The following is a 12355-nucleotide window of genomic DNA, read 5'->3' as shown; positions in this document are numbered from 1 at the left end:
ATCAGGATGTGGAACGTATCAACGATACCACCAGCACACCAATCAAATACATACAGTTCGCGATCGATTTTCACACCTTTGCCACCACAGATTGGGAACTCAGTGTCCTTGATGGATACAGAGTAGTTGCACTCAACCTGGTCGATGTACAAACAACGTGGGTTCGAAGAAGTGTTGAAGTAGCTACACTCGTATGGAGTTACATCTTCCTTCTTGATCAGGCTCTTGTCAGGAGTACAAGAGTTGTAAGTCACTACGCGATCGTACTTGCCTTCGCCAGGACCATTGAATACAAAATCATCAACATCAGGACGAGTGAAGTTGATTTTCTGTGTGTAATCAGAACGCATGCCGTTGCAATCAGTAGCTACCCACTCGCGAGAGATGGTAGCATAGATGCCGCCATTGCGCTTCAGGTCTTCACAAGAGTAGAAAACTACTTTGTCGCTCCACTTCAAGGTTACGCGGCAACCACAGTTGAAGCAGTTGTCTTTGAAGTAAGCATAGCCCAGGTTTTTGATGTTGTCAGAAGCCAGGCCTGGAGGGATCAAGCCCAATTGGCAATTGTCACCAGTTCCAGCAACACCTTCAGCGTTGTTGATGGTCTGGCTACCAGTTGCAGCAGGACGTGGAGAGCTGGTTGCACCTACGTTACCAATCGTCAAACGATTGTTCAACACGTAGTTCACATCGTAGCAATCCAAAGTAAAGTCACGAGGAGCACAAACCAGCGCAGGTGCAGTTTTGTCTTCAGCGGTTACTTTACCCCAGCAAATTACGGTTGCACTGGGAGAGTTGCTTGTAAACAAGCCATAAGTCCAAACACCGGCACAATCGATGGTGTCGCCGTTGGTTTGGTTGTTGTCCATAACGCGTACGTATGCACCGGCGCAAGCGCCTTCAGATACGAGGTTACGGCCAAGTTTGAATTGGCATTTGGCATCCAAAGTAACAGTCACGTTGTAACAACCACAATTGGTTGACTGTGCAGTCACATTAGAACCAAAAAGCAAAGTAGCCAAAGCCAGCAAGCAAACGCTTGCGGTTTTGGTCATCCAGCTAGTAAAGGTCATTTTTCCCATAAGATTACAATTTGGAAAACAATGTTGGGTTAAAAAATAAAGTGAATTAGAATTAGCCAAAGGTCGAAAAGCACAAAATTGTCCAAAACACAGGTCGTCTAAACACATACAATTTCATGCGAAATTAAGTAGCCAATTTAAATATCAAAACTAAATGAATAAAATATTTTCAAAATAGTCTGATATACAAAAAAGACTGTATATAGGTATTTCTAATCCCGATCACGAGATTAGAAAATTTATATCCGAGATAGTAGTTGAGAAATAAAGAGTAGTTGAGTAACTGTGGACAGAAAACTGAGTTGAAGCCATAGTGAAATAGCAATGATTACGATTCTTGTTCATGGGACAAATTTTTCGCTGCGCTCCTAAATGATACGCTAACGTTTTTAAACAATGCAAAAATACGACTAAGGTCGTCTCTACAAATACCCAAAAGCTGGTAATTTTAAAAATTTATAAATCCAAAAATTAAGTTACTGGCTTTCAGGAAGTTGTATTCATCAAACCAGGCAATGATCATACGCAGCGCGAACTAAACCGGCAGTATTGCTCACCCCTAACTTGCGCATGATGTTTTTGCGGTGCACGCTTACCGTCTGATAGCTGATAAAAAGCTGACTGGCAATTTGCTTATTGCTCATGGCTTTGGATATAAGCTGCAAGATTTGAACTTCCCGTTTGGTTAAAAGGGGTTCACCGGTATTGGACGTTTCATCCGAGAGGGCACGGGCATTTTCAGTTGGAAAAGTAAAATAAATCTGATCCGATAAGATGCTACCGATTCCAGTTTTTACGCCATCAAGCGTTGTCGTTTTAAGCAACAATCCATGAGCTCCAGCTTTACTTACTTGAGGTGGCAATGAAGGTTGTTCAAAGCGCGTAAAGACACAAATCCGGATGCCAGGATTTAACTTGCGCAATTGTCGGATGACTTGAATCCCATCTGCATCAGGAGTTTTCAACTCGGTAATGATCAAATCAGGTTGATGATGGCTGATCAAATCAGGCCAATTGGAATCAAGGCTACATCCAACAAACTGAAAATCGTACTCAGGAATAGTGCATAGCACTTGCCTTAGTCCTTCAATCAAGATAGGTTGATTGTCGGAAATAATGGTTTTTACTTTCATGGGAATTATAATTAAAAACACAACTTTGGCAATAGCCTAGGGGGATAGTCTTTGCAAAAACTTTTAAACGGAACCAGTTGAGCAAACCTGAAGGGAGAGGAACTCACAAACACTTAAAATAAACCTGGCGTAAAAGTATGCAATGCTGCTGAGTTTTGCAAGCAGAAGATTATTATATCTTGGCTGCCATGCGTGAAGCTTGGTCGATGGCCCGCTTGGCATCCAATTCCCGAGCCTCGTCAGCACCCCCGATCAAGTACACGTTGATGCCTTTACTTTGTAATGGCTCAAACAAATCTCGCATTGGCTCTTGCCCTGCACATACAATCACCTGATCAACCTCCAATACTTGAGGTACATCGTTGATACTGATGTGCAATCCCTGGTCGTCAATTCGGTGGTATTGTACGGAACCAATCATCTGTACCTTGCGGTTTTTAAGGCTGGATCGATGGATCCAACCGGTTGTTTTCCCCAAACGTTCGCCCAGTTTGCCTTTGCTACGTTGCAAAAGGTAGATGGTTCGGTCTGCTTTATCAGGTTCAGGATTTTTCAATCCTCCTTTGGTTTCGTAGTGCATGTCTACCCCCCATTCGTCCATGAAGGCGGCAACATTTAAGCTGGTTGGAGTAGATTCCTGAGAAAGAAATTCAGCTACATCGAATCCAATACCTCCGGCACCGATGATGGCTACTTTTTGCCCAACTGGCTGATGGTATTTCAATACATCGATGTATCCCATTACTTTGGGGTGATCAATTCCGGGCAGTGCAAGGGGCCGTGGGAATACGCCTGTAGCCAGGGCTACCTCATCGAAGCCTTCAGACAAAAGTAGGTCAGCGTCGATCCATTGACCCAAATGAAGGTGTACACCATATTTATGGAGTTGCCCAGCAAAATAACGCAGGGTCTCGTGAAATTCCTCTTTGCCGGGAATTTGCTTGGCCATATTGAATTGGCCTCCAATCTCTTTCTCTCCGTCATATAGGTGTACTTCATGCCCGCGTTGCGCTGCCACCGTTGCAAAAGCCAGGCCAGCAGGGCCAGCGCCAACCACCGCAACTTTTTTCTTGACTGACGCAGGCAAATAGTTCAGCTCCGTTTCATGACACGCGCGTGGATTGACCAGGCAACTGGCCACCTTGCGTTGGAAAGTATGATCCAAACATGCCTGATTGCAGGCAATACAAGTGTTGATTTCGTGAGCACGGTTTTCTTTTGCCTTGAGTACAAACTCAGGATCTGCCAGAAATGGCCTCGCCATCGAAACCATGTCTGCATGCCCTTCGGCCAGTACGCGTTCGGCTACCTCTGGATTGTTGATGCGGTTGGTGGTGATCAGTGGAATGCCAACTTTGCCCATCAAGCGTTGGGTAACCCAGGAAAAACCAGCACGAGGTACCATCGTAGCAATGGTTGGGACTCGGGCTTCGTGCCAACCTATCCCGGTATTGATGATGGTGGCGCCCGCTTTTTCAATCTCATGCGCCAGCATTTCTACTTCTTCCCAGGTACTGCCATCAGGCACCAAATCCAGCATCGACAAGCGGTAAATGATGATAAAGTCAGGGCCTACGGCTTCCCGGACTTTGCGAACGATCTCGATGGGGAAACGAATGCGGTTTTCGTAAGATCCTCCCCATTCATCGGTACGCCGATTGGTCTTGCTGACGATGAATTGGTTGATCAAGTAGCCTTCAGAACCCATAATTTCTACCCCATCGTATCCTGCTTCTCTGGCCAAGGCGGCACAGCGCGCATAATCATTAATGGTACGCCTTACTCCTCCGGTAGACAATGCCCAGGGTTTGAAGGGGGTGATTGGCGATTTGAGTGCAGAAGGCGCAACCAGAATGGGATGATAGCCGTATCGGCCGGAATGCAGAATTTGCATGGCGATTTTTCCACCCTCAGCATGCACTGCCTCGGTGATGATTTTGTGCTTGCGGGATTCGGCGTGTGTTGACATCTTGGCGGCAAAAGGGGCCACCCAGCCCGAACGGTTGGGGGCAATGCCACCCGTAACGATCAGTCCAACTTGCCCTCTTGCACGTTCGGCATAGTAGGCGGCCATCCGCTCATAACCATTTTTTTCTTCTTCAAGCCCGGTATGCATGGATCCCATCAAGACCCGGTTTTTCAGTGTCGTGAATCCAAGATCAAGTGGTTGGAGCAAATGTGGGTACTGCATTTCGGACATGCCTGGTGGATTGAAGTGTATTTTGAGATCAGCGAATTTACGCTAATATGGAAATTAATTTAGCAAATTCTCGCTAGGCGAAAAAAAAATGCAGTCATCCGCGCGGCCAGGTGTTCTTTGTTCTTTGTTTTTCAGGCAGTTTGCACCATTTCAGCCAGTACCCCCTCTTTTAAATCAAAATCAGCTACCAGAATACGGGGAGCGCTGGTCATTTTTAGAACAAACTGAATCAACAGCATCCCAACTACGATCATATCCACCCGATCATTGGGGATCTCTGGCATCAGCTGTCTTTGGGCAAGATCGGAATGAATAACCCGGTCGAAAAAAGTGGGCAAAGGCTCAATGGGCAAGATGGAGCAGTGATTGCCGATTTTGCTTGAACTGAATTGCGCCGTCAATACATCAAAAGTCCCTCTGGTACCCACCAATTCTGAAATTTGGTGTGCTTGCAGTGCCTCTTGCAAAGGCGACAACTGTTTGGCAAGAAAGGCGTGTAACGCTTCGATTTCAGCAGCGCTGATTGGATCTATCTTGTGAAAATTGTGGTACATCACCGCCATGCCTACCGGAAAACTTTGTGCCCAATAGACTTTATCCAGATCGGCGATGATAAATTCCACGCTGCCCCCACCAATGTCCATAATGAGTTTTTTGTCGGCACCAAAGGGAACAGCCAGCTCTACCCCCTTGTGAATGTAATGCGCCTCTTGATCTCCATCAATGAGCGTTATGTCTAATCTCGTTTCTTCTAATGCGGTTTGGATAAATGCACTACCATTGCTGGCAGTACGCAAAGCAGCGGTGCCTATAGCCCTGGTCTTTTCCACTTGGTGTTGTTGGAGAATTTGGGCATAATCTTTCAAACAATCCAGTCCGCGTCGGAAAGGCTCCGCACCGATGATACCAATTCCCTCGGCAGCCAATCTGATGAAACGGCTTTCCCGAAACAATTCTGCAAAAGATCCATCCGATTGTAACGTGACAATGCGCAAGTGAAAAATATTCGTGCCTAAGTCAATAACTGCAAGTTTCATCTGTAATTTTTTTCAAAAGTAGTATATCCCCCGAATCGCGATGCTTCTGCTGATCAACAGGCCATTTGCTTTATCCAGGCGCAGGTTGTTGAAGGAACGACTCCAGCGCACATTTAGTCCCCAGCGTTCGCTGAAATTAAAGGTGCCACTGAACAGCAAATTGATCATATTGTCGCCTAAGCCCTCTTGCAAGGTGATGTCGGCACCACTCACATCGATGACTTTTGCATTGATGATGCGGGCATAAGACAAGCCAGCGCCCAGTTGGAATTTCCATTCATTGAACAGGATCATCACTGGAGCCTCTACCACATTCAATCGAATCTTGTCGTAGATGGACAAGGAATTGGAATACAAATTGCGCCGACTCCCTTGCTGGTTGTACAACAGTTCTACCCCCAACTCCCAACGCTCACTCAAGATGGCACTCACATGCATACCCGCAAGCAAACCTGGCTGATCAAACCCCGTAAGCAAATCGCCATCGATTTGGGACAAATTAAGCCCAACAATTCCGCTGGCTTTGAAGGGGTTTTGTGCTGGGAGAACGCCAACCGCCAACCACATCAGCGCGAGAATCAAAACAAGTTTTGTATGCATAAGAAGTAAATTAAGATCTTAACCAAAAATAAGCACCTCAAATGAAGAACTTATTTACCACACGTTCCTAAATTTGCAGCAAAAGTAGTGGGGCAAAATGAAACACTTATTTTTTATTGCCCCTAATTAGTTACTTTTAGCACAACATGGTCAAATACACGACGCATTTCTTGAAAAAACTGGAAACCCTTTTCGCTGAACTGGATTATACCATTCGTTATGAAAAAGGTAATTTCCAATCCGGTTATTGTATGGTTGAAAACCGCAAAATTGCGGTGGTAAACAAATTTTTCGACACAGAGTCGCGCATCAATGTTTTGCTGGAGGTTTTGGGGATTATTGAGTACACCGAAGATAGCCTTAGCGAAAAATCGCGAAAAATGCTCAAAGCCATCCGCAACAATTCCATCATCGAAGAAAACGAAGAAGAACCATCGAACTGATTGTAACCCTCACTGGTACAGGTACTTCGCAAGGAGTACCCGTTCTAGGCTGTGATTGTCAAGTATGCCATTCAATGGATTTGCGCGACAAACGCTTGCGCACTGCAGCGCTATTGCAATGGGCTGACACGGCAGTAGCAATTGATTGCGGCCCGGATTTCCGGCAGCAAATGTTGGCGGCAAACGCGCAACACCTGGATGCCATCGTGATGACGCACGAGCACAACGACCACATCATTGGCTTGGACGATGTCCGCCCGTTTAATTTTAAGCAAGGTGGAGATATGCCCGTTTTTGCCAGTGAAAAAGTTCAAAAAGAACTAAAAACGCGGTTTGCCTATGTTTTTACCGAGGGGGACAAACGCTATCCTGGTGCTCCAATGGTCAGTTTGATTTCCATTGACAAAAATACGGTTTTCAACATCAAAGGCTTGACGTTTGTGCCTATTGAGGTGATGCATGGCAAACTACCCATCCTGGGCTTTCGAATCGGAGACTTTGCGTACCTCACTGATGTCTTGGCAATTGAAGAAACAGAAATACATAAATTGCAAAACTTGCACACCCTCGTAGTCAATGCCCTGCACCATACCGAGCATTATTCTCACCTGAATTTGACGGGTGCATTGGCCTTGATTGAGCAACTAAAACCGAAACACAGCTACCTCACCCACATGAGTCACCGCATGGGCAAACACGCCGAAATCAATAAAACCTTACCCGATGGCGTTGAATTGGGGTACGATGGTTTGCGAATCAGCGTCCCGATGCCCAATGTGCCTTAAGTACAATGGAACTTTTCTGCTTATTTTGTACTTATCTTTCTTTCGAAAACAAAAACAAACACCTCCATGTCCAGACTTGATTACTTGACCATAGCTATTGTTGCGCTTTGTATGGCTGCCCTGATTTATTTGGTTTACCGTTATGTAAACCTGCCACACGAGCCACATGACTTGCCCAATACCGAGAAAATTGTCGCGGACACTACTCAATATTCCGACGAGACTGCGGGCTATCCCGCTGAAGACACTTCGAGTTTTTATCGGCCTTCACCAGGTGCCGTGGTAGATACAGAAACTATTGAAAAACCTACCCTGAATACAGTTACTAAAAAATCAACTGCTAAACCCGCACCAGTAGAACCTAAACCCACGCCCAGTCCGGTTGAAACCAAAACTGTTGCACCTGCGCCAACCGCCACCGCCTCGACTGGTAGGTACATGGTGATTGCCGGTTCGTTCAAAAACACCAGTAGCGCCCAAACCCAACTCAAACAGGTCAAAAAACTGGGCTATGGCGATGCCCGGATTGAAAAATTCAATCGGGGAGCCTACGCTACGGTACTGGTTGATCGATTTGCCAATGCTGGCTCGGCCAAATCACTCGTCAATACCCTAAAAAGCAAAGGCATCGACGCCATGGTGCTCGAAAAACGCTGATTCTATTTTACATGACGAATCAAAAATCACCCCGATGAATCAACAACTCGATCAGGAGCTCTACTCCTACCCACAAATTTTGGCAGCCGTAAAAGACGTTGCGGAAGCCTATCTGCAAAATGTGGACGAAGCACCCACTGCTGTTGCCCCACCTCAACTGGACTATGCTTCGCTTGCCACATCTGGAGAAGGCACCCTGAAAGCCCTCGAGGTTTTTCAGCAACGTTTTGCCCACTTGATGGTTGCTTCAACTGGGCCCAGGTTTTGGGGTTTTGTAACGGGTGGTACAACCCCAGCTGCATTGGCCGGTGATTGGTTGACCAGCCTGTACGATCAAAATGCCCAAAGTGCCACCCAGACTGGAGATGTATCGGCCGTTGTCGAATTTGAGGCATTGAAGTTGTTGCGGGAGCTTTTTGATTTACCTGCATCCTTTTTTGGTGGCTTTGTCACTGGTGCCACCATGAGCAATTTTACTTGCCTGGCCGTTGCCCGCCAATGGTACGGCGAACAATTGGGTGTAAACATCGCAGAAGAAGGCGTCTTTGCCCTCAAAGACCTGAAAATTCTGGCCGCTCAGCCGCATTCTTGTGTGTACAAAGACCTGGCGATGCTGGGTCTGGGCCGCAACAGTTTGATCAAGGTCAATATACTGCCCGGCAACCGCGAAGCGATGGACATTGCCGATCTGGAGGCCAAACTGATCGCGCTCAATGGCCAACCCTGCATTGTTTGTGCCAGCGGAGGCACGGTCAACACGGTAGATTTCGACGACATGCAGGCCATTAAGACATTGAAAGAAAAATACAATTTCTGGTGGCACATCGATGCTGCATTTGGGGGCTTTGTAGCCTGTTCACCACAATACAAGCACCTCATTCAAGGCTGGGAAATGGCCGACAGCATTGCCATCGACTTGCACAAGTGGCTCAATGTGCCTTATGACAGCGCAGTCGCTTTTGTACAGGATAAGCACCTCGGCACGCAACTCAATACTTTCCAGAATGCCAATGCGGCTTACCTCGGAGATCCTAACGCCAATTTCAATTTCCTGAATTTTCTGCCCGAAAATTCGCGCCGCATGCGCGCCCTCCCCGCCTGGATGAGCCTGATGGCTTATGGCCGCGAAGGATACCGGGACATTGTGGAGCGCAACGTGGCCAATGCCCGCTTTTTGGGTGAATTGATCAGCTCCTCAGCTGATTTCGAGTTGCTCGCTCCCGTCCGACTCAACTGCGTTTGTTTCACCCTAAAAAATCGTCCGCAGGCTGAAGTAAGTCAGTTTTTGAGCCAATTGGTGGCCAAAGGCAATGTATACATGACGCCAACCGTATACCTTGGCCAATCTGCTATCCGGGCTGCGTTCGTCAACTGGCGCACTACCGAATCTGATGTGGAGATCGCTTTTGGGGACATGGAAGCCGTATTGAGTACTTTTAAATAATTTCTCATGCCCGTAGAAATTACTGAAGTTTTTTATCCGCACCACCGCCAACATTGGCGCGAGTGGCTGCAAACCCACCACATCAGCGACAAAAGTGAAGTATGGTTGCAAACCTACCGGAAAGCTACTGGTAAACCTTCCATACCCTATGACGACATGGTGGAAGAATGCTTGTGCTTTGGCTGGATTGATGGCGTGACCAAAAAGTACGATGAGGAAAGTGCGGTGCAACGCATCACGCCGCGTAGGAAAAAGACTTTTCTCTCCGAGCTCAATCGCCAACGCATCTGGAAACTGCAACAACTGGGCTTGATGACCCTGGCAGGCGTTGCGCCCATTGCAGATCAAATTGGCTCGATGGACGATCCCTTGATCGTACCGGAATGGATCGCTACCCAATTGCAAGCTGATCCCTTAGTATGGGACAATTTTCAGGCTTTTCCCCATTTTTACAAGCGGCTTAAAGTGGGCTGGATCAATGAAATCACCGGCAATAGCCGCAATGCCGAAAAACAAAAACGCATGAATTACCTGATCAAAATGAGTCGCCAGGGAAAAATGTACGGTACGCAGCCGTTGAAGGGTTTATGAAACCAACTTCATCCACAGCGGTAAGTTGTAGTAATTTGTAACCCGCTTGATTTTACCATCCGCTACTTCCAAGAAAGCACCTACTGGCAATAAATAGGTTTGCCCCTGCGCTTCGGGCAAGCCCGGATCGGTTTTTTTTGGTTGGTGATTTTTTTATAATTTGATGGCAATTTTAAAAAATAAAGTGATGAAAAAAAACAATGACTCCGTAGACTTGAAATCTTCGCCACTAAGCCCAGGTTGGATCTTGTATTTTTTCATCATCGGCTTGTTTTTTACCATGAGCAGTATCCGCTTTGATCCAGGAACTGCGGCGGACTGGCCGGAATACAATGGCGGTTCAGACAAAAACCACTATTCAGCGCTTACCCAAATCAATCCCCAAAATGTTGCCCAGCTCAAAGTGGCCTGGGGCTATCAATCCGGAGGCGCCGATACCCTAAAAAATACAACCCAAATGCAATGCAACCCCTTGATTATAAATGGTGTGATGTACGGGGTTTCGGCGGGGTCACAAGCATTTGCGTTAGATGCGGCAAGTGGCAAAGAATTGTGGAAAACAAGGTTGAATGACCAAACCTTCAACATGACCAGTCGCGGGGTTGCTTATTGGAGTGATGGCACGGAAGGCCGAATCTTCTTTGGATACGGCGCCTACTTGTATGCTCTCAATGCCAAAAATGGTCAACCCATTCTTTCTTTTGGTAGCAATGGAAAAATCAACCTGATCGACGGAATTCAACGCCCGGGTGCCGACGACTACGTTGTATGCAATACTCCGGTTTCGGTTTATAAAAACATCCTGATTGTAGGCACCAGAGTCGCCGAAAGCGCCACTGCCCTATTGGGTGACATCCGAGCCTATGATACCCGAACAGGCCGTAAAATCTGGACTTTTCACACCATCCCTCGCCCAGGAGAATACGGTTACAGTACCTGGGAAAAACAAAATTACCAAAACCTTGGCGGGGCAAATAGCTGGATGGGCATGGCCGTGGATACCAAAAGAGGCATCGTGTTCGCTCCAACCGGCTCCGCAGCCTTTGATTTTTATGGCGGAAACCGCAAAGGGGATAACCTTTTTGCCAATTGCCTCCTGGCGTTGGATGCCAATACGGGCAAACGCTTGTGGCATTTCCAAACCGTACACCACGATATTTGGGATCGCGACATTCCTGCCCCACCCAATTTGTTTACAGTGACCAAAAATGGCCAAAAAATCGATGCGGTATCCGTACTGAGCAAGCAGGGATTCACTTTTGTTTTTGATCGGGTCACAGGCAAGCCTTTGTTTCCCATTGAAGAGCGTTCTTTTCCTGCATCCGAAATTGCGGGAGAGCAGGCCTCCCCTACTCAACCCATCCCCTTGGGTCCAGAGCCGTTTACCCGTCAAAGTTTTACTACATCCGAGGTCAATTCCTTTACTGCTGATCGCGATGAAATCATCGCAGAAGTGCGCAAAGCGAACACTGGTCAGCCGTTTATTCCAATAGGATACCAGCGTACCCTCTTTTACCCTGGAACGGATGGTGGCGCCCAATGGGGTGGCGCCGCAGTAGATGAAAACAGCGTCATGTACGTTCCCGCCAAAGAGAATCCGGTATATAGTTCCTTAGTTGCCATCCCTAAAGAGGAAGACCACCAATCCCTAAAATCGGGCAAACAATTGTACCTGACCCATTGTGGGGCCTGTCATGGTGAAAATCGGGAAGGCAATCACGATGGTACATATCCGGGTTTGCAAAATATCGCTGTTAAGTACGACGAAGCGGGCATTCGCCAAATTATGGCCAAAGGTCGGGGCATGATGCCCGCCATCACCCAATTGAAAGAACCAGAAATCCAGGCCATTGTAGCCTTTCTGAATGGAAAGAATACCAAGATAAAAACAAAGAATGAACATAAGCTTTCGTCTTCCCCATACAGACATACCGGCTACAACCGCTGGTACGACCGCAATGGCTACCCAGTAAGTACCCCGCCATGGGGTACGCTAACGGCCATTGATTTGAATACCGGCAAACGCCGTTGGCAAATTCCCCTCGGCGAGTATCCGGAACTGACTGCCAAAGGAATTCCTCCTACCGGAACCGACAATTATGGCGCGCCAGCAGTCACCGCAGGCGGATTATTGTTTATTGCCGCCACCAAAGACCAGCAATTCAGGGCAATTGATCGCAACTCTGGAAAAATACTGTGGCAAACAACGCTACCTGCTGCTGGATACGCCTCACCCAGTGTTTATGCAGTAAATGGCAAGCAATACCTGGTCATTGCTTGTGGAGGCGGAAAACTCAAAAGCAAATCCGGGGACAAGTATGTCGCTTTTACGTTGCCTTAGTATGACGCAAAAAATTACTTCCCGATTTTTTGAGAGGGTTTT

At 47.1% G+C, this 12355-nt stretch carries 10 protein-coding genes and 2 pseudogenes; 6 read left to right on the top strand and 6 right to left on the bottom strand.

Annotated elements, in window-relative coordinates; all coding sequences use genetic code 11:
* The 5 genes and pseudogenes from ABW391_RS05770 to ABW391_RS05750 form a co-directional block, all read right to left on the bottom strand.
* Nucleotides 1-1082 (bottom strand): annotated as a pseudogene (locus ABW391_RS05770) (hypothetical protein); the annotation flags it as partial.
* Between the two features lie 503 nt (nucleotides 1083-1585).
* Entirely contained in the window at nucleotides 1586-2215 is a 630-nt protein-coding gene (locus ABW391_RS05765) for a LuxR C-terminal-related transcriptional regulator (RefSeq protein WP_353480885.1), read from the bottom strand.
* 172 nt (nucleotides 2216-2387) lie between these two features.
* Nucleotides 2388-4415 (bottom strand): oxidoreductase, encoded by a 2028-nt coding sequence (locus ABW391_RS05760; protein ID WP_353480884.1) that lies wholly within the window; start codon nucleotides 4413-4415, stop codon nucleotides 2388-2390.
* Between the two features lie 131 nt (nucleotides 4416-4546).
* Nucleotides 4547-5452, bottom strand: coding sequence for a Ppx/GppA phosphatase family protein (locus ABW391_RS05755; RefSeq protein ID WP_353480883.1), 906 nt, complete (start codon nucleotides 5450-5452; stop codon nucleotides 4547-4549).
* Between the two features lie 12 nt (nucleotides 5453-5464).
* The gene (locus ABW391_RS05750; RefSeq protein ID WP_353480882.1) at nucleotides 5465-6052 is read right to left on the bottom strand and encodes an outer membrane beta-barrel protein; all 588 of its coding nucleotides are present in this window, start codon (nucleotides 6050-6052) and stop codon (nucleotides 5465-5467) included.
* A 146-nt stretch (nucleotides 6053-6198) separates the two neighbouring features.
* Here ABW391_RS05750 and ABW391_RS05745 point away from each other — a divergent pair, with 146 nt between their 5' ends.
* From ABW391_RS05745 to ABW391_RS05725, 5 genes are all read left to right on the top strand, one after another.
* Nucleotides 6199-6495: a hypothetical protein gene (locus ABW391_RS05745; RefSeq protein WP_353480881.1), complete on the top strand. Its 297-nt coding sequence runs from the start codon at nucleotides 6199-6201 to the stop codon at nucleotides 6493-6495.
* Nucleotides 6496-6569: 74 nt separating this feature from the next.
* Nucleotides 6570-7280 (top strand): MBL fold metallo-hydrolase, encoded by a 711-nt coding sequence (locus ABW391_RS05740; protein ID WP_353480880.1) that lies wholly within the window; start codon nucleotides 6570-6572, stop codon nucleotides 7278-7280.
* A 66-nt stretch (nucleotides 7281-7346) separates the two neighbouring features.
* Nucleotides 7347-7937, top strand: a complete 591-nt coding sequence (locus ABW391_RS05735) for an SPOR domain-containing protein (protein ID WP_353480879.1) — start codon at nucleotides 7347-7349, stop codon at nucleotides 7935-7937.
* A 34-nt stretch (nucleotides 7938-7971) separates the two neighbouring features.
* A complete protein-coding gene (locus ABW391_RS05730) occupies nucleotides 7972-9381 on the top strand; it encodes a pyridoxal phosphate-dependent decarboxylase family protein (RefSeq protein ID WP_353480878.1) in 1410 nt (469 codons plus the stop codon).
* Nucleotides 9382-9387: 6 nt separating this feature from the next.
* Nucleotides 9388-9972, top strand: a complete 585-nt coding sequence (locus ABW391_RS05725) for a YdeI/OmpD-associated family protein (RefSeq protein WP_353480877.1) — start codon at nucleotides 9388-9390, stop codon at nucleotides 9970-9972.
* Here the strand turns inward: ABW391_RS05725 and ABW391_RS05720 are convergent.
* Nucleotides 9967-10110, bottom strand: a pseudogene (locus tag ABW391_RS05720) (isopropylmalate/homocitrate/citramalate synthase); the annotation flags it as partial. The gene ABW391_RS05725 and the pseudogene ABW391_RS05720 sit on opposite strands and share 6 nt — an antisense overlap.
* A 142-nt stretch (nucleotides 10111-10252) precedes the next feature.
* Between ABW391_RS05720 and ABW391_RS05715 the strand changes: the two are divergent.
* Nucleotides 10253-12313 (top strand): pyrroloquinoline quinone-dependent dehydrogenase, encoded by a 2061-nt coding sequence (locus ABW391_RS05715; protein WP_353480886.1) that lies wholly within the window; start codon nucleotides 10253-10255, stop codon nucleotides 12311-12313.
* The last annotated feature ends 42 nt before the right edge of the window (nucleotides 12314-12355 follow it).

The sequence above is a fragment of the Haliscomenobacter sp. genome, assembly GCF_040403615.1.
GTDB lineage: Bacteria > Bacteroidota > Bacteroidia > Chitinophagales > Saprospiraceae > Haliscomenobacter.
The sequence above is the reverse complement of the archived record's forward strand: the minus strand, read 5'-3'. Positions and strand labels throughout refer to the sequence as shown.

What these genes read in the sequence shown, in the direction of transcription:
- ABW391_RS05765 (WP_353480885.1), bottom strand. Translation starts at nt 2,215, where the DNA reads ATGAAAGTAAAAACCATTATTTCCGACAATCAACCTATCTTGATTGAA.
- ABW391_RS05760 (WP_353480884.1), bottom strand. Translation starts at nt 4,415, where the DNA reads ATGTCCGAAATGCAGTACCCACATTTGCTCCAACCACTTGATCTTGGA.
- ABW391_RS05755 (WP_353480883.1), bottom strand. Translation starts at nt 5,452, where the DNA reads ATGAAACTTGCAGTTATTGACTTAGGCACGAATATTTTTCACTTGCGC.
- ABW391_RS05750 (WP_353480882.1), bottom strand. Translation starts at nt 6,052, where the DNA reads ATGCATACAAAACTTGTTTTGATTCTCGCGCTGATGTGGTTGGCGGTT.
- ABW391_RS05745 (WP_353480881.1), top strand. Translation starts at nt 6,199, where the DNA reads ATGGTCAAATACACGACGCATTTCTTGAAAAAACTGGAAACCCTTTTC.
- ABW391_RS05740 (WP_353480880.1), top strand. Translation starts at nt 6,570, where the DNA reads ATGGATTTGCGCGACAAACGCTTGCGCACTGCAGCGCTATTGCAATGG.
- ABW391_RS05735 (WP_353480879.1), top strand. Translation starts at nt 7,347, where the DNA reads ATGTCCAGACTTGATTACTTGACCATAGCTATTGTTGCGCTTTGTATG.
- ABW391_RS05730 (WP_353480878.1), top strand. Translation starts at nt 7,972, where the DNA reads ATGAATCAACAACTCGATCAGGAGCTCTACTCCTACCCACAAATTTTG.
- ABW391_RS05725 (WP_353480877.1), top strand. Translation starts at nt 9,388, where the DNA reads ATGCCCGTAGAAATTACTGAAGTTTTTTATCCGCACCACCGCCAACAT.
- ABW391_RS05715 (WP_353480886.1), top strand. Translation starts at nt 10,253, where the DNA reads ATGAGCAGTATCCGCTTTGATCCAGGAACTGCGGCGGACTGGCCGGAA.